The sequence below is a fragment of the Mycobacterium sp. THU-M104 genome (assembly GCF_049197365.1).
GTDB lineage: Bacteria > Actinomycetota > Actinomycetes > Mycobacteriales > Mycobacteriaceae > Mycobacterium.
Genome location: NZ_JBMIOP010000277.1, coordinates 23,857 through 40,260, shown reverse-complemented (window position 1 = coordinate 40,260; position 16,404 = coordinate 23,857). Strand labels below are relative to the sequence as shown.

At 69.2% G+C, this 16,404-nt stretch carries 18 protein-coding genes; 10 read left to right on the top strand and 8 right to left on the bottom strand.

Going from position 1 to position 16,404, the window contains the following annotated elements; genetic code table 11:
* The first annotated feature begins 309 nt into the window (after nucleotides 1–309).
* Nucleotides 310–660 carry a WhiB family transcriptional regulator gene (locus ACOJVU_RS19950; RefSeq protein ID WP_421531358.1) on the top strand — a complete coding sequence of 117 codons (351 nt, stop codon included), beginning with the start codon at nucleotides 310–312 and terminating at the stop codon, nucleotides 658–660.
* A gap of 79 nt (nucleotides 661–739) precedes the next feature.
* On the opposite strand, the gene ACOJVU_RS19945 is transcribed toward ACOJVU_RS19950, so the two are convergent.
* The gene (locus ACOJVU_RS19945) at nucleotides 740–1,921 is read right to left on the bottom strand and encodes an ArsA family ATPase (protein ID WP_421531357.1); all 1,182 of its coding nucleotides are present in this window, start codon (nucleotides 1,919–1,921) and stop codon (nucleotides 740–742) included.
* Nucleotides 1,918–2,943: an ArsA-related P-loop ATPase gene (locus ACOJVU_RS19940; RefSeq protein WP_421531356.1), complete on the bottom strand. Its 1,026-nt coding sequence runs from the start codon at nucleotides 2,941–2,943 to the stop codon at nucleotides 1,918–1,920. Before ACOJVU_RS19940 ends, ACOJVU_RS19945 begins: the two co-directional genes overlap by 4 nt.
* A 65-nt stretch (nucleotides 2,944–3,008) precedes the next feature.
* Here ACOJVU_RS19940 and ACOJVU_RS19935 point away from each other — a divergent pair, with 65 nt between their 5' ends.
* The 3 genes from ACOJVU_RS19935 to ACOJVU_RS19925 are packed head-to-tail and all read left to right on the top strand — an operon-like array spanning nucleotide 3,009 to nucleotide 4,422.
* Nucleotides 3,009–3,173 (top strand): hypothetical protein, encoded by a 165-nt coding sequence (locus tag ACOJVU_RS19935; protein ID WP_421531355.1) that lies wholly within the window; start codon nucleotides 3,009–3,011, stop codon nucleotides 3,171–3,173.
* Entirely contained in the window at nucleotides 3,170–3,625 is a 456-nt protein-coding gene (locus tag ACOJVU_RS19930; protein WP_421531354.1) for a RidA family protein, read from the top strand. The genes ACOJVU_RS19935 and ACOJVU_RS19930 overlap by 4 nt, the downstream gene beginning before the upstream one ends.
* A complete protein-coding gene (locus ACOJVU_RS19925; RefSeq protein ID WP_421531372.1) occupies nucleotides 3,622–4,422 on the top strand; it encodes an MBL fold metallo-hydrolase in 801 nt (266 codons plus the stop codon). Before ACOJVU_RS19930 ends, ACOJVU_RS19925 begins: the two co-directional genes overlap by 4 nt.
* Nucleotides 4,423–4,498: 76 nt before the next feature.
* On the opposite strand, the gene crp is transcribed toward ACOJVU_RS19925, so the two are convergent.
* The gene (crp, locus tag ACOJVU_RS19920; RefSeq protein WP_421531353.1) at nucleotides 4,499–5,173 is read right to left on the bottom strand and encodes a cAMP-activated global transcriptional regulator CRP; all 675 of its coding nucleotides are present in this window, start codon (nucleotides 5,171–5,173) and stop codon (nucleotides 4,499–4,501) included.
* A 99-nt stretch (nucleotides 5,174–5,272) separates the two neighbouring features.
* Nucleotides 5,273–5,677, bottom strand: coding sequence for a hypothetical protein (locus tag ACOJVU_RS19915; RefSeq protein WP_421531352.1), 405 nt, complete (start codon nucleotides 5,675–5,677; stop codon nucleotides 5,273–5,275).
* 155 nt (nucleotides 5,678–5,832) lie between these two features.
* Here ACOJVU_RS19915 and nth point away from each other — a divergent pair, with 155 nt between their 5' ends.
* The 4 genes from nth to marP are packed head-to-tail and all read left to right on the top strand — an operon-like array spanning nucleotide 5,833 to nucleotide 9,210.
* A complete protein-coding gene (nth, locus tag ACOJVU_RS19910; RefSeq protein WP_421531371.1) occupies nucleotides 5,833–6,513 on the top strand; it encodes an endonuclease III in 681 nt (226 codons plus the stop codon).
* A gap of 8 nt (nucleotides 6,514–6,521) precedes the next feature.
* Nucleotides 6,522–7,160, top strand: a complete 639-nt coding sequence (locus tag ACOJVU_RS19905) for a TlpA family protein disulfide reductase (protein WP_421531351.1) — start codon at nucleotides 6,522–6,524, stop codon at nucleotides 7,158–7,160.
* A gap of 50 nt (nucleotides 7,161–7,210) precedes the next feature.
* Nucleotides 7,211–8,005, top strand: a complete 795-nt coding sequence (locus ACOJVU_RS19900; RefSeq protein ID WP_421531350.1) for an NUDIX hydrolase — start codon at nucleotides 7,211–7,213, stop codon at nucleotides 8,003–8,005.
* Nucleotides 8,006–8,016: 11 nt separating this feature from the next.
* Nucleotides 8,017–9,210 (top strand): acid resistance serine protease MarP, encoded by a 1,194-nt coding sequence (marP, locus tag ACOJVU_RS19895; RefSeq protein ID WP_421531349.1) that lies wholly within the window; start codon nucleotides 8,017–8,019, stop codon nucleotides 9,208–9,210.
* On the opposite strand, the gene ACOJVU_RS19890 is transcribed toward marP, so the two are convergent.
* From ACOJVU_RS19890 to ACOJVU_RS19880, 3 genes are all read right to left on the bottom strand, one after another.
* Complete coding sequence (locus ACOJVU_RS19890) at nucleotides 9,203–10,162, bottom strand: alpha/beta fold hydrolase (protein WP_421531348.1); 960 nt, start codon at nucleotides 10,160–10,162, stop codon at nucleotides 9,203–9,205. The genes marP and ACOJVU_RS19890 overlap by 8 nt on opposite strands.
* Nucleotides 10,163–10,687 (bottom strand): phage holin family protein, encoded by a 525-nt coding sequence (locus ACOJVU_RS19885; RefSeq protein ID WP_421531347.1) that lies wholly within the window; start codon nucleotides 10,685–10,687, stop codon nucleotides 10,163–10,165.
* 153 nt (nucleotides 10,688–10,840) lie between these two features.
* Entirely contained in the window at nucleotides 10,841–11,494 is a 654-nt protein-coding gene (locus ACOJVU_RS19880) for a cutinase family protein (protein WP_421531370.1), read from the bottom strand.
* Between the two features lie 389 nt (nucleotides 11,495–11,883).
* On the opposite strand from ACOJVU_RS19880, the gene ACOJVU_RS19875 reads away from it, so the two are divergent.
* Nucleotides 11,884–12,582: a serine protease gene (locus ACOJVU_RS19875; protein WP_421531346.1), complete on the top strand. Its 699-nt coding sequence runs from the start codon at nucleotides 11,884–11,886 to the stop codon at nucleotides 12,580–12,582.
* A 1-nt stretch (nucleotide 12,583) separates the two neighbouring features.
* Here the strand turns inward: ACOJVU_RS19875 and acs are convergent, their stop codons facing one another.
* The gene (gene acs, locus ACOJVU_RS19870; RefSeq protein ID WP_421531345.1) at nucleotides 12,584–14,548 is read right to left on the bottom strand and encodes an acetate--CoA ligase; all 1,965 of its coding nucleotides are present in this window, start codon (nucleotides 14,546–14,548) and stop codon (nucleotides 12,584–12,586) included.
* 214 nt (nucleotides 14,549–14,762) lie between these two features.
* Here acs and ACOJVU_RS19865 point away from each other — a divergent pair, with 214 nt between their 5' ends.
* Complete coding sequence (locus ACOJVU_RS19865; protein WP_421531344.1) at nucleotides 14,763–16,403, top strand: peptide ABC transporter substrate-binding protein; 1,641 nt, start codon at nucleotides 14,763–14,765, stop codon at nucleotides 16,401–16,403.
* Nucleotide 16,404: the final 1 nt, after the last annotated feature.

Below are 16,404 nucleotides of genomic sequence, written 5' to 3'. Positions count from 1 at the left end.
AGTCACCCCGATCGTCTGTCGAGACGACACAACACCGGAACGCGCCGGCGATCAGCGAGGTTGCGCCTGTTCGGTCACCCTGTTCGGGCTGAGGCATGCTACGTCAGGACTGGGGTTACCGGCCAGGACGGCACGCGCGTCCCAAAAAAGCGTTATGAGACTGTTGCGCAATTGCCACCGGACCACCTAACTTATACACACGGTGGGATTCGGCAAACACCGATGTGCACAGTGTGGCGTAGATCGCAGTGGGGTCTGCACCCGAGGAGGGTGGCCGCGAAGGGCGGCCGGGCAGGAAGGGAACGACTCGTGTCAGGAACACGGCCCACCGCGCGTCGAACAAACATCGCGGCTGCGCAAGGCGTACTCCGCAGCGTCGATCCCGATGAGCGGGTCGGCTGGGTTGCCAAAGCGCTGTGCCGGACCACCGATCCCGACGAACTCTTCGTCCGGGGCGCCGCCCAGCGTCAGGCCGCGGTGATCTGCCGTCACTGCCCGGTGATGCAGGAGTGCGGTGCGGACGCGCTGGACAACAAGGTCGAGTTCGGCGTGTGGGGCGGCATGACGGAACGTCAGCGCAGGGCTCTGCTCAAGGAGCACCCCGAGGTGGTGTCCTGGGCGGACTTCTTCGACAAGCGCCGCAATCGCAGCGTCGGCTGACGGGCACCTGTCGCGTCACCGCTGAGGGCGAACCTCTCTAGGTCGACACTGCCGTGCCGCGCGTCCCGTAGGGAGACGGTCAGCTCGTCGCGGCGGTGAGTTGGTCGGCGAGTGCGCGCAACGCCTCGAGGTCCGACACGTCGAACGGCAACGAGGGCACCCCCACCACCGGCACGTGCGGGTTGGCCCCGGTGAATCGCGACAGCAACCGCACCTCCCGCTTGGCGGTGTGCGCGCGATCGGCGTGAATCCGCAGCACGGCCGCGGTCAACGCCGCGGTCTGCGGGTCCTGCCCCGAACCGAGCCCCGAACCGAGCCCCGAACCGAGCCCCGAACCGAGCGTCGCCTCCAACGTCTCGCTGCCGTCCGCAGCCCGCTCTGCCGGCAGCGCACACAGCGTCGGGTGGGTGCGGTTCAGGACCAGCCCCGCCAGCGGCATGCTCTCCTGTGACAGCCGGTCCACGAAGAACGACGCCTCGCGCAGCGCGTCGGGTTCGGCCGCCGAGACCACCACGAACTGCGTACCCCGCCGTTTGAGCAGCGCGTAGGTGCGCTCGGCCTTCTCCCGGAACCCGCCGAAGGTGGCGTCCAGCGACTGTACGAATGCGGCTGCGTCGCCGAGCATCTGGGAACCGAGCACGGTGGAGAGCGCCTTCATCGCCAAACCCATTGCGCCGGTGACCAATCGGCCGATGCCCCGGCCGGGCGCGAGCAGCAAACGCCACAGTCTGCTGTCCATGAAGCTGCCCAGCCGCTTCGGCGCGTCCAGGAAGTCCAGTGCGTTGCGCGACGGGGGGGTGTCGACCACGACCAGGTCCCAGCGGTCCTGTCCCAGCAGCTGCCCCAGTTTCTCCATCGCCATGTACTCTTGCGTGCCGGCCAGCGACGTGGCGACGGTCTGGTAGAACTGGTTGTTCAGGATCGACTGTGCCCGGTCGGGTCCGGAGTACTGGACCACCATCTCGTCGAACGTGCGGCGCATGTCGAGCATCATCGCGTGCAGCTCGCCGGTGACCTCGGGGGCCAGTGGCACCCGCTGCGGGACGTTGCCGAGTTCGTTGACGCCCAACGCTTGTGCGAGCCGCCTGGCCGGATCGATCGTCAAAACGCAGACGTTGCGGCCATATTCGGCCGCTCGCAATGCGAGCGCGGCGGCCGTGGTGGTCTTGCCGACGCCGCCGGCGCCGCAGCAGACCACGACACGGTTCGACATGTCGGACAGAATCGCCTTCATGTCAAGGACTGTCGGCGTGGCGCTCATCGAACCCCCTGTTGGGCAAGCGATTCCGAAAGCTCGTAGAGGCTGCCGAGGTCAACGCCGTCGGATATCGCCGGCAATTCGAGTCGGGGCACCTGTAGCGCGTCGAGCTGTTGGGCGGTCTCGGCGCGCGCGGTGATCCGGGTCGCGTGCTCGATGGTCTCGGTGAGCAGGCCGGCGAAGTCGGCCTCGCCGAGCTTGATCCCGGCCACCTCGAGGCCGGCCCGAACCGAGTCCGCGTCGATCGCCCCCTCGGCGGCCTTGGCGAGGTCGCCCGGGTCCAGGTACGCCGGGATGTTGCGGTTCACGATCACGCTGCCGATCGGCAGCGCCATCTCCGCGAGCTCCTCGATGGCTTCCAGCGTTTCCTGCACCGGCAGCGCCTCCAGGAGTGTGACGAGGTGGATCGCGGTCTGGTCGGAGTGCAGCAGGTTCACCACCCCCTCGCTCTGCGAGTGCACCGGCCCACCCTTGGCCAGGTCGGACACGGCCTTGGTGACGTCCAGGAAGCGCGCGATGCGGCCGGTCGGCGGTGAGTCCACCACCACCGCGTCATACACCGGCAGCCGGTTGCGGTCGACGCGCACCACCGACTCCTTGATCTTTCCGGTGAGCAGCACGTCGCGCAGGCCGGGTGCGATCGTCGTCGCGAACTCGATGGCCCCGATGCGCCGCATCGCCCGGCCCGCGATGCCCAGGTTGTAGAACATGTCCAGGTATTCCAGGAACGCCGCCTCGATGTCGATCGCCAGCGCGTTCACCTGGCCGCCGCGCTCCGCCGTCGCGATCTTGAGCTCCTGGTAGGGCAGGGGGGGCACGTCGAACAACTGCGCAATCCCTTGCCGGCCCTCGACTTCGACGAGCAGCACCTTTCGACCGCCCGCGGCGAGCGTCAGCGCCAGTGCGGCCGCCACCGTCGATTTGCCGGTGCCGCCTTTGCCGGTGACGAAATGCAAGCGGGCCTTGGACAGGCGCGCCGGCCAGCCCGCGGGACCACCGCCAGGAGTGCCGGAATTGGTTGCCACCTTCGCATGCTAGCCCGAGCGACTCCGGCCCCCCGCAGATCGGGGTGGACCGATAGGCTCACGGCATGAGTCAACCGACCGCCTGGGAGTACGTAACGGTTCCGCTGCTGACGCACGCCACCAAACAGATCCTGGACCAATGGGGCGCCGACGGCTGGGAGCTGGTGTCGGTGCTGCACGGGCCCACCGGCGAGCAGCACGTCGCGTATCTGAAGCGCCCCAAGGGATGAATGCTTCGGCCCGGCTCGTCCAGCTCGGCGTCACGCTTCCCGAGGTGGTGACGCCGCTGGCCGCCTACCTTCCTGCGGTGCGGACCGGAAACCTGGTCTACACGGCGGGCCAGCTGCCGATGGAGGCGGGCAAGCTGGCCGGGACCGGCAAGGTCGGCGCCGAGGTCACCCCCGAGGAGGCCAAGACGATGGCGCGGGTCTGCGCCCTCAACGCGCTGGCTGCCGTGAATGCGCTGGTCGGCATCGACGCGGTGACCCGGGTGGTCAAGGTCGTCGGTTTCGTCGCATCGGCCGCGGGTTTTCACGGCCAGCCGAGCGTGGTCAACGGCGCCTCCGAACTGCTCGCCGAGGTTTTCGGCGACAGCGGTGCGCATGCGCGGTCGGCGGTCGGCGTCTCCGAGTTGCCACTGGACGCGCCGGTGGAGGTCGAGCTGATCGTGGAGGTGGCCTGACGGCCGGTGTCGGGGCTGACGAGCCGCTGAGCCATCCCGCATACCGGCGGTTGCGGGCGGTGACCGACACGGCCTCGGTGCTGTTGGCTGACAATCCCGGGCCGCTGACGCTGGAGGGCACCAACACGTGGGTGCTGCGCGGCCCCGGCAGCGACGAGCTGGTGGTCGTCGACCCGGGCCCCGACGACGACGAGCACATCGCCCGCATCGCCGCGCTGGGCCGCGTCGCGCTGGTGCTGATCAGCCACCGCCACGGCGACCACACCGACGGCATCGACAAGCTGGTCGAGCTGACCGGCGCGACGGTCCGCTCGGCCGGCAGCGGTTTTCTGCGCGGTCTGGGCGGCGAGCTCACCGACGGCGAGGTGATTGATGCGGCGGGGCTGCGGATCACGGTGCTGGCCACCCCCGGCCACACCGCCGACTCGTTGACGTTCATGCTCGACGACGCGGCGCTGACGGCCGACAGCGTGCTGGGGCGCGGCACCACCGTCATCGACAAGGAGGACGGCAGCCTGGCCGACTACCTGGAGTCGTTGCGGCGGCTGCGCGGCCTGGGCCGGCGCACGGTGCTGACCGGGCACGGGCCGGAGCTGGCCGACCTCGAAGCCGCGGCGTCGGGCTACCTGGTGCATCGCGCCGAACGTCTCGAGCAGGTACGCGCCGCGTTGCGCGAGCTGGGTGAGGACGCCAGCGCACGCCGGATCGTCGAACACGTCTACGTCGACGTCGACGAGAAGCTCTGGGACGCGGCGGAATGGTCCGTCCAGGCGCAGCTGGACTACCTGCGCCGGTAGTCGCGCCGGAGACTGAAGATCCGCAGGAGAAATGCGAGTAGAGGGCTGCAGAATTACGGCCTCGCGCCCCGCGCACCTAGCGGGCGCGGCGGGCCAGCCGCTCGGAATCAGAGATGAGCACGCTCTTGCCCTCCAGGCGGATCCAGCCGCGGTGGGCGAAATCGGCCAGCGCCTTGTTCACCGTCTCTCGGGACGCGCCCACCAGCTGGGCGATCTCCTCCTGGGTCAGGTCATGGGTGACCCGCATGGCGCCGCCCTCCTGCGTGCCGAAACGCTGGGCCAGCTGCAGCAGCTGCTTGGCCACCCGTCCGGGCACGTCGGTGAAGATGAGGTCGGCCAGGTTGTTGTTGGTCCGGCGCAGACGCCGGGCCAACACGCGCAGCAGCTGCCCGGCGATCTCGGGCCGGTCGGCGATCCAGGCCCGCAGTGCTTCGCGGTCCATCGAGACCGACCGAACCTCGGTGATCGTGGTCGCGCTCGACGTCCTCGGCCCGGGGTCGAAGATCGACAATTCGCCGAACATGTCCGACGGGCCCATGATGGTCAGCAGGTTCTCCCGGCCGTCCGGTGAGCGGCGGCCGATCTTGACCTTGCCGGAGATGATGATGTACAGCCGGTCTCCGGGTTCGCCTTCGGCGAAGACCGTGTGTCCGCGGGGGAAGTCGACGGGTTGCAGTTGCTTTGTCAACGCGTCGACCGCGCCGGGCTCGACCCCTTGGAAGATTCCTGCTCTTGCCAGGATCTCGTCCACGTTGCCCTCTTCAGCTTTCCGACGATGTGATGTAGTCAGGCTAACCGCATGCTCGCATCTTGAGTCTAGAGGTAGGCCGCAGCGCCCAACGTGACAACGCTACACACGATTGACATCTCGTGGGGTCCCGACCCGCGGATTGCCGTGTGGTTCGGTGTGTCGCGATGTCGGGAACACGGACTCGCCCACGCCGGAGAAGTCGGTGGCCGGTGTCGGCGCGGCGTGACGCGGTCCGCCGCGCGCCCCGGCCGGCGGGGCTTGCAGTTCCCGCTGCTCCCGGCGCCTGTGCAGGTATTCCAGCGCCTCGGGCATGCCCTCGCGGGCCAGGGTGTGCATGTCGATGGCCTCGGCGGGCTCCGCGGACTGGTCGGCCCCTCCGGCCGCGGGCGGCCGGAGGGGCCGGAGGGGTAGGTCGCGTTCAAGCCGTCCGAGGCCGAAGGCCGTCAGCATCAGCAGCCCGGGAACACAGGCCACCAGCAACCACGACACACGAAGAGTAAACATGGCCATCCATCACCACGGGATCTCGGCGAGATCACGAAATCAGTACTCTGTCGAAGGTGAGTGCGGCAGACGCGTCCCGGCGCACCCGGCCGACCGCGGCCGAGCGGCGCTGGGCGCAAGAAACTCGGACCGGTTTGGTGCGACGGGCACGCCGGATGAATCGCACGCTGGCGCAGGCCTTTCCTGATGCGCATTGCGAGCTGGACTTCGCCACGCCGCTGGAGCTGACGGTGGCGACCATCCTCTCGGCGCAGAGCACCGACAAACGGGTCAACCTGACGACGCCGGCGCTGTTCGCGCGCTACTCCTCGGCGCTGGACTATGCGCAGGCCGACCGCACCGACCTCGAGGGCCTCATCCGTCCCACCGGGTTCTTCCGTAGTAAGGCGACCTCCCTGATCGGCCTCGGGCAGGCTCTGGTCGAGCGGTTCGACGGCGAGGTGCCGGCCACGCTGGCCGAGTTGGTGACGCTGCCCGGAGTGGGGCGCAAAACAGCCAACGTCATCCTTGGCAACGCCTTCGGTGTTCCGGGCATCACCGTCGACACCCACGTCATCCGGCTGGTGGGCAGGTGGCGCTGGACTGCCGAACAGGACCCGGTCAAGATCGAGCATGCGGTCGGCGCGCTGATCGAGCGCGCCGAGTGGACGATGTTGAGCCACCGCGTGATCTTCCACGGTCGCCGTGTCTGCCACGCCCGGAAACCGGCCTGCGGGGTCTGCGTGCTCGCCAAGGACTGCCCGTCCTTCGGGCTCGGTCCCACCGAACCGCTGCTCGCCGCGCCGCTGGTGCGGGGCCCCGAAGCCGAGCACCTGCTGGCCCTGGCCGGGCTGTAAGCACGACCTTGGCCCGCAGCACGCGCTGGACCATCGCGATCGTGGCGGTGGTGGTGGCACTGGCGGCCGCGCTGGTAGCCCAGCTGCGCGACGACACCCCGGGGCCCGCGGCGACCCGTGTCGGCGCCGAGCGCGAGCACCGCGACGCCGACACGCCGGCCGCGCTGGCGGGCCCGCGGCGGCGGGCGAATCTACGGCCCTGCCCCGCTCCGGCCGGCGGACCCGGCTCCGCGGCGCTGCGCGGGGTCACGGTGGAATGCGCCGCCGACGGGGCCGTCGTCGACGTCGGCGCCGCGCTGGCCGGGCGGCGGGTGGTGCTGAACTTCTGGGCGTACTGGTGCGCCGCGTGCACAGCCGAGCTGCCCGCGATGGCCGAGTACCAGCGCCGGGCCGGCCCGGCCGTGACGGTGGTGACCGTGCACCAGGACGAGAACGAGGCGGCCGCCTTGCTGCGGCTGGCCGAGCTGGGGGTTCGGCTGCCGACCCTGCAGGACGGCCGGCGCCGGGTGGCGGCGGCCCTGCGGTTGGTTAACGTGATGCCCGCGACGGTGGTGCTGCGACCGGACGGTAGCGTTGCCCAGACGCTGCCCCGCGCTTTCGCCAGCGCCGACGACATCGCGGCTGCGGTCGGAGACCAGGCGGAATGAGGCGGCAGCTCGAGACGGACGGGCGTCCAGGCGAGCCAGTGGAGGTGGCGGTGAGTGCACGGGGTACCGCCCGCACGCAGGGGTCGGATCCCATGCCGTCCGAACTCTGTCCGCGCTGGTTGCGGCCCCTGCTCGACAACCGCGGCCAGATTCCCGACGCTTATCGGCGCCGGCTCCCGCCCGACGTGCTGGCGATGCTGACCTCCGGGGCGGCCGGGGGTGGGGGGCCGGGCAGCGCGAGGCGCGACGCCGCCGTGCTGGTGCTGTTCTCGGGCCCTGAGTCCGGGCCCGCCGGCGACGGCGTTCCCGATGAGGCCGACCTGCTGGTCACCGTCCGGGCCGCGACGCTGCGCCACCACGCCGGCCAGGCGGCGTTCCCCGGCGGCGTCTGTGACCCCACCGACGACGGTCCCGTGGCCACCGCCCTACGCGAAGCGCGTGAGGAGACGGGGATCGACCTGGCCAGGCTGTATCCGCTGGCCACGCTGGAGCGGGCCTTCATCGCACCGTCGCAGTTCCACGTGGTCCCGGTGCTGGCCTATTCGCCAGATCCCGGGCCGGTGGCCGTCGTCGATCCTGCCGAGACCGCGGTCGTGGCCCGCGTTCCGGTGCGCGCGTTCATCAACCCGGCCAACCGGCTGATGGTCTACCGCGGCGACCTCGGCCGCCGTTGGGCCGGACCGGCGTTTCTGCTCAACGAGATGCTGGTCTGGGGCTTCACTGGCCAGGTGATCTCCGCGCTGCTCGACGTCGCCGGGTGGGCCCGGTCCTGGGACACCACCGACTTACGCGAGTTGGACGAGGCGATGTCGCTGGTCGGCGACCGGGGTGGGTCGCCCCGATGAACGTGAACTCGATGACACCGTCGCAGTGGCTGGACGTCGCCGTGCTGGCGGTGGCCTTCATCGCGGCGATCTCGGGATGGCGTTCGGGCGCCCTGGGTTCTGTCCTGTCGTTCGCCGGCGTGCTGCTCGGCGCGATCGCCGGCGTGCTGCTGGCGCCGCACATCGTCAGTCACATCGCCGCCCCCCGTGCCAAGCTGTTCACGGCACTGTTCCTGATCCTGGCGCTCGTGGTCGTCGGCGAGGTGGCCGGTGTGGTGCTGGGCCGGGCGGTGCGGGGAGCCATCCACAGCCGTGTCATCCGGACCGTCGACTCCGTCATCGGGGTGGGCGTCCAGCTCGTCGTCGTGCTGACCGCGGCCTGGCTGCTGGCCACACCGCTGACCCAGTCGAAAGACCAGCCGGAGCTGGCCGCCGCGGTGCGGGGCTCGCGGGTGCTCGCGCAGGTCAACGACGTCGCCCCGCCCTGGCTGAAGACGGTGCCCAAGCGGCTGTCGGCGCTGCTGAACACCTCGGGGCTGCCGGCGGTGCTCGAGCCGTTCAGCTCCACGCCGGTCATCCCGGTCGCGTCCCCGGATCCGGCCCTGGCCACCAACCCGGCGGTGACGGCCGACGCGCCGAGCGTCGTCAAGGTGCGCAGCCTGGCGCCCAGCTGCCAAAAGGTCCTCGAGGGCAGCGGATTCGTCGTAGCACCCGACCGGGTGATGACCAACGCGCACGTGGTGGCCGGGTCCAACAGCGTCCAGGTGTACGCCAGCGGCAACCCGCTGGACGCGACCGTGGTGGCCTACAACCCCGCGGTCGACATCGCCATCCTCGCCGTCCCGCACCTGCCGCCGGCGCCGCTGGCCTTCGCCCAGACCCAGGCCAAGACCGGCGCCAACGTCGTGATCCTGGGGTATCCCGGTGGCGGCAACTTCACCGCGACCCCGGCCCGGATCCGCGAGATCATCAAGCTCTCCGGCCCCGACATCTACCGGGATCCCACACCGGTCACCCGTGACGTCTACACCATCAGAGCCAATGTGGAGCAGGGTAATTCGGGTGGGCCGCTGATCGACCTCGACGGCCATGTGCTCGGCGTGGTGTTCGGCGCCGCCGTCGACGACCCGGATACCGGGTTCGTGCTGACGGCCGACGAGGTGGCCGGGCAGCTGTCCCGGATCGGTGACACCCAGGCGGTGAACACCGGGGCCTGTGTCAGTTGACTCCGTGCACCTGGTCGAGGAACCGCATCAGGTGCCGGTTGATTTCCGCGGGCAGCTCTTCGTGGCTGAAATGCCCCGCGTCGGCGACCGATACGTAGCGCCCGTGCGGGGCGTAGCGCTGTGTCCGGTCGACCGGGTCGGCCAGAACGTAGGGGTCGTCATCGCCGCGCAGGTGTAGCAGCGGCACACCCAGCTGTTGCGACATCGAGGCCATGAATCGCCGGCCTTCGCTGCGCAGCTGGCTGCGCACCGCCCAGCGTTGGTATTCCAGGGCGCAGTGCGCGGCCGCCGGGATCTGGATCGCCGTGCGCAGGTAGCGGATGCTTTGGGAAAAGTCTTCGGAGGCAACCCATTTCGCGCTGCTGCGGCTGATGACGAGGCGCTCGATCTCGGCCGCGTCGTCCCGGGTCAGCAGGCGCTCCGGCCAGAGCGGCAGTTGATAGCGCAGCAGCATGGGCAGCAGCGCGTAACCCTGGTCCCGCCGGTTCAGGGCCGAGCGGCGCAACGCGGCCGGATGTGGCGAGCTGATCAGCGCGACGGCGCGCACCAGGCGCGAATGCAGCAGCGCGGTGGTCCAGCACGCCAGCCCGCCGTCGGCGTGGCCGATCAGGGTCGCCGAGGAGTGCCCGAGCGCGCGAATCAGTCCTGCGGTGTCACCCGCGAGCGTCCAGCCGTCGTAGCCGCGCGGGGGCTTGTCGCTGCCCCCGTAGCCGCGCAGGTCGACCGCCACCACGCGCGCACCGGTCAGCCCGCGCAGTTGGTGACGCCACGACCACCAGAACGATCCGAAACCGTGCAGCAGCATCACCAGCGGTGGTGCCGTGGCCGGGTTCCCCGGGTCCGGCCCGGCCGCCAGCGCTTCGACGACATGGAACCGGATGCCGTTGGCGTGCACGTCCAGATGCCGCCACGGCCCGTCGATGCGGGTCATCGACGGATCGGGAGCCGCCACCTACCAGCCCGAAGTGTCGGCGGGGGTGCTGCTGCCCGGCGTCTCGTGCTTGCCGCGCGGCTCGGCGCCCCCCTTGTCGCGACCGGAGGTCAGGGCCGTGCGTGTCTCGCGGACCGATTCGATCGTCGTGCGCGGTCCACGAATCCGGCGCACTTTCACAAAGCCCAGCAGCGCGAGCAACGCCCCGACCACCACCATGATCGCGAACACGATCAGGTACGCCACCCAGTGCCACAGCCAGGTGTCGAGCAGTTCGGCGAGGAAGAAGAAGAAGAAAAACGTGGAGTAGAACAGCACCACCAGGGCGGCGATGAAGAACACGCTGCCGGTGAGGCCCTTCTTGACGTCGCGGGTGATCTCGGCGCGGGCCAGTTCGACCTCGGCGCGCAGCAGCGTGGACACCTGAGTGGTGGCGTCTTTGATCAGGTCACCGATCGAGGGCTCGGCCGGCCGGGCGTGCGGATCGGTCAACGGAATCGCGGTCAGCGTGCTGGGCACACCGTTCTTGCGATTGGCTCTGCTCACAGACGGTCCTCTTTCCTCAATCCCCGGCAGCTTCGAGTGCCCGGCGTGCGTCGTCGCGGATTATCGCGGATTATGTTGCCATGCGTCGCGCCGCCGGACGAGGTCAGCCGAGAAGCGCGGCGCAGCCGCGACGGCTGCGGACCGAGCAGTCGATCAGAGGTGGCTCGCGGCGTAGTCGGCTCCCCTGGTGACCATGCCGTCCTCGTACGCGGACACGTTGTGCATGGCGAAGTCGAGCCCATCGGAGCACACGGGGTCGTTGTCGGCGCACAACTCGATCGTCTTGGGCTCGTACAGCGGGCCGATGGTCACCGGCGGCTCGCCCAGGAAGCTCATGGCCCTCTCGTTCGGCAACCCGAACAGGACGACCGAGGAGACGTGCTCGGCGACGTCGGGCCCAAGCGGCTTGGGTACGGTCGCGGGATCGACGCCGTCGGGCACCACAGGCGAGGTCACGAAGCCCATCACCGCCGCGCCCTGCGAGTACCCGCTCAGCACCATCTTGGTCGTGGGGCAGTTCTTGGTCATCGAGACCACGTGCGCACCCGCGTCCCGGACTCCGTCGATTCCGGTGTCCCACTGATCGGTTGCGGGGTAGTTGACCGCGTACACCCCCAGCGACTGCGCGCCCACGCGGGAACGCAGCTGGTTGACGAATGACTCGCCGACGGGGCCGATCCCGGGCGGCTCACCGGTGCCCCGGGCGAACACCACCTGCGTGGCGGGGCACGGCGCGGCGGCCGCCGGCGGCACGGGCGCGCCGAGCTGAACGCAGGCCGCGACGGCGGTTGCGGACAGCAATTTCATGATGCGCGATGAACTCATGTTTAATAAATTCCCGCTCGCACCGCGGTCAATCTGAGAGAACTCTGTGGGCCTGTGCTGCAGCAACTTCTGTAATGCCGGGTGCATCGGCTTGCCGGGCTTTCCGCCTTCGTTCATTCTCGTGCGACCGCCTACTTCGATTTCCATCTTCTTCGGATTTCGGCATTCTTCGATGAGAAATGGTATCGCACGACGGCCTGTACAGCGACGACCCGCCGTGGGGACATCGAATTCGGTACCGAACCTCTTTGTGGAGGAACGCAATTAGGAACCTGTTCGTCGGGTATGCCGACCCCGCAGCTCCGGTGGCCCGTCCGACTAGACTGGCCGAGCGCCTCGAAATTTGGGGACCGATCGATAGGAGTGTTGCTTTGCAGACGGTGCACCGTTGCTTCCTGGCGGCGATGGTGGCCGTGCTCGTGGTCGCCGGTTCGCCGGCCGGCCCAGCTGCCGCCGACGACAGGGTGCCTATGGGAGGCGGTGCGGGCATCGTCATCAACGGCGACGCGATGTGCACCTTGACGACGATCGGCAACGACGCCGCGGGCGAGCTGATCGGGTTCACCTCCGCGCACTGCGGCGGTCCGGGCGCCAAGGTCGCCGCCGAGGGCGCCGAAAACAGAGGCACCCTGGGCACCATGGTCGCCGGCAACGACACCCTCGACTACGCGGTGATCAAGTTCGATCCCGCCAAGGTGACACCGGTGGCCGACTTCAACGGCTTCCAGATCGACGGCATCGGCGCGGATCCGGCCTTCGGCCAGATCGCATGCAAGCAGGGCCGCACGACCGGGAATTCCTGCGGCGTCACCTGGGGCCCCGGCCAGGATCCCGGCACCATCGTCATGCAGGTCTGCGGCCGGCCCGGTGACTCCGGTGCGCCGGTGACCGTCGCCAACATGCTGGTCGGGATGATCCACGGAGCCTTCACCGACATCCTGCCGACCTGCGTCATCAAGTACGTCCCGCTGCACACCCCGGCGGTGGTGCAGTCGTTCAGCGCGATCATGGCCGACATCAACGCCAAACACCGGGCCGGCGCCGGGTTCGCGCCGATCTCGCCGGCCTGAGCTACCGGTCGGTCCGGATCGCCTCGAACACCGCGGGATCCAGCAGTGTCGAGGTGTCGCCCAGTTCACGGTTTTCGGCGACATCGCGCAGCAGTCTGCGCATGATCTTGCCGCTGCGGGTCTTGGGCAACTCCGGCACCACATGGACCTCCCGCGGCCGGGCGATGGGGGAGATCTCCCGGGCCACCTCGATGCGCAACTCGTCGACGATCCCGTCGTGCACCGTCACGTCGGCGCACAGGACGACGAACGCGCAGATGGCCTGCCCAGTGGTCTCGTCGGCCATCCCGACGACGGCCGCCTCCGCGACCGCGGTGTGGCCGACCAGCGCCGACTCGACCTCGGCGGTCGACAGCCGGTGCCCGGACACGTTCATCACGTCGTCGATGCGGCCCACCACCCAGATGTCGCCGTCGGCGTCGTACCAGGCGCTGTCGCCGGCGAAGTACCAACCGTGCTCGGCGAAGCGGGACCAGTAGGTCTCGGCGTAGCGTTGCGGGTCCCCCCAGATACCGCGCAGCATCGACGGCCACGGCTGATCCAGGACCAGGTAGCCGGTGGCGTGCTCGCCGCGGCCGGCGCCGGGCGGCAGTTGCTCCCCGTGATCGTCGACGATCTTGGCCGAGATGCCCGGCAACGGCGTCATTGCCGAACCCGGCTTGGTCGCCGCGACCCCGGGCAGTGGCGAGATCATCACCGCACCCGTTTCGGTCTGCCACCACGTGTCCACGATCGGGAGGCTGTCCGCGCCGAGCACTGTGCGGTACCAGCGCCACGCCTCGGGATTGATCGGCTCGCCGACCGACCCGAGCAGCCGCAGGCTGGACAGGTCGTGCGCGTCGGGAATTTCGCGTCCCCATTTCATGAACGTGCGGATCAGGGTGGGCGCGGTGTAATAGATTGTGACGCCGTACTTTTCGATGATCTCGAAGTGCCGGTGCCGAGTCGGCGTGTCCGGGGTTCCCTCGTAGAGCACCTCGGTGGCCCCGTTGGACAACGGGCCATAGACCCCGTAGGTGTGTCCCGTGACCCAGCCGATGTCGGCGGTGCACCAGAACACGTCGGTCCCGGGTTTGATGTCGAAGACGTAGTGATGGGTGTACGACGCCTGCGTGAGGTAGCCGCCGGTGGTGTGCACGATCCCCTTGGGCTGACCGGTGGTGCCCGAGGTGTAGAGCAGGAACAACGGTTGCTCGGCGTCGAAGGGCTCGGGGATGTGTTCGCAGGCTGCGGAATCGACGACGTCGTGCCACCACAGGTCACGGCCGTCGCGCCAGGACACGTCAATCCCGGTGCGGCGCACCACCAGAACGTGCTGCACCGGGCTGCGGCCGTCCGGGCCGTCGGCGACCGCGTCGTCGGCCGCGTCCTTGAGTGGCGCTGGTTTGCCGCGGCGGAACTGCCCGTCACTGGTGATCAGCAGCTTGGCCTGGGCGTCGGCGATCCTGGCCCGCAACGCCTTTGCGGTGAACCCGGCGAAGACCACGCTGTGCATCAGACCCAGCCGGGCGCAGGCCAGCATCGCGATGACGGCTTCGGGGATCAACGGCAGATAGATCGCGACCCGGTCGCCGGCGACCAGGCCAAGGCGGGTGAGCGCGTTGGCCGCCCGGCACACCTGCGCGTACAGATCGGAATACGTCAGGCTGCGGCTGTCTCCGGGTTCGCCCTCCCAGTGGATGGCGACCCGATCGCCGTGACCTGCCTCCACGTGGCGGTCCACGCAGTTGTAGGCGACGTTGAGCTTGCCGTCGGCGAACCATCGGGCGAACGGGGCCTGCGACCAGTCCAGCACCTCGGTGAACGGCGCCGCCCAGGACAGCCGATTGGCCTGCGCCGCCCAGAAACCCAGCCGGTCGTCCTGTGCGTCGCGGTACATCTGAGCAAGCCCGTTGGCCTGCTCGGCGAACTGCGGTGGCGGCGGATACGACTCGGGGCCCTCGGTACCGGTGGCGGTCACTGGCATACTCCTAGGTCGAGGTACGGCCGTTTGCCGGGCTCGCGATTCGCCGCGGATCGGTGCATCAACCGTCTGGTGAGCCTGACCTAGCGATGATACGGCCGCGCACGTCATTGCCGGGTCCAGGGTCTGCCGCGGTGGATGGGAATCGGTGCTGCAATGTGTCGCCGTCGCCGGTTGCGTGGCCGGCGCCGCCGGTCTTCGCTTAAGGTCGGGTGTCATGCGTCGGATGCGGGAACGGCTGGTGCTGTTCGCCGCCGCAATGCTGGCGCTCGTGCCCTCGGCCGGCTTTCTGGCCGGATGCGGCGGCGGGATCCTGAGCCCCGACCTGGTGGTGGTCAACGGCGGGGAACCGCCGAACCCGCTCGTCCCGACCGGCACCAACGACAGCAACGGCGGCAGGATCATCGACCGGATCTTCGCCGGGCTGCTGTCCTACGACGCCCACGGGATGCCGGCCAAGGAGGTGGCCCGCTCCATCGACACCACCGACAACCTCGACTACCGGATCACCCTGAAACCGGGCTGGACGTTCACCGACGGCTCCCCGGTGACCGCCCACTCCTTCGTCGACGCATGGAACTACGGGGCGTTGGGTGCCAACGCTCAACTGCAACAGAGCTTTTTCAGCCCGATCGAGGGGTTCGACGACGTCGCGGGCCGGGCGGCCGGCACGACGCCGGGGCCGATGACGATGTCCGGGCTGCACGTGGTCGACGATCTGCAGTTCACCGTGCGGTTGAAGGCGCCGACCATCGACTTCGAACTGCGGCTGGGCCACAGCTCCTTCTATCCGCTACCGGCCGCGGCATTCCGCGACATGGCCGCTTTCGGCCGCCACCCCGTCGGCGACGGGCCCTACCAACTTGCCGACGGCCCGGCCGGCCCGGCCTGGGAGCACAACGTCCGAATCGACCTGCGGCCCAACCCCGGCTACCACGGCAACCGCAAGCCCCACAACAAGGGGCTGCGGTTCGAGTTCTACTCCAACCTCGACACCGCTTATGCCGATCTGCTGTCCGGCAACCTCGACGTCCTGGACACGATGCCGCCCAGTGCGCTGCCGATCTACACACGCGACCTGGGTGACCGCGTCGCCGCCGGCCCGGCGGCGACCAACCAGACCCTCGACACACCGCTGCGGTTGCCGCATTTCGGCGGTGAGGAGGGCCGGTTGCGGCGCCTGGCGTTGTCGGCCGCCATCAACCGGCCGCAGATCTGCCGGCAGATCTTCGCCGGAACCCGAAGCCCGGCAAGTGATTTCACCGCCCGTTCGCTGCCGGGGTTCGATCCGAACCTGCCCGGCAACGACGTGCTGGACTTCAACCCCGACCGGGCGCGCACACTCTGGGCCCAGGCCGACGAGATATCGGCGTGGAGCGGCCGCTACGAGATCGCCTACAACGCCGACGCCGGCCATCGGGAGTGGGTGGACGCCGTGGCCAACAGCATCAAGAACGTGCTGGGCATCGACTCACTCGGGGCGCCGCAGCCGACATTCGCCGGGTTCCGCACCCAGATCACCAACCGCACCATCGGCAGCGCCTTCCGTGCCGGATGGCAGGGCGATTACCCGTCGCTGATCGAGTTCCTCGCCCCGCTGTTCGTCACCGGGGCGGGATCCAACGATGTCGGCTACTCCAGCGCCAAGTTCGACGCGGCGCTGACGGCCGCCGAAGCCGCACCCGAGCTGCGGCAGGCCGACGCGCTGGCCAACGATGCGCAGCGAATCCTGTTGCACGACATGCCCGTCGTCCCGCTGTGGGACTACATCGGCGTGGTGGGGTGGTCGTCGCAGGTGAGCGGAGTCGCGGTCACCTGGAACGGCCTGCCCGACTACGAGCGCATCGTCAAGGCGTGAC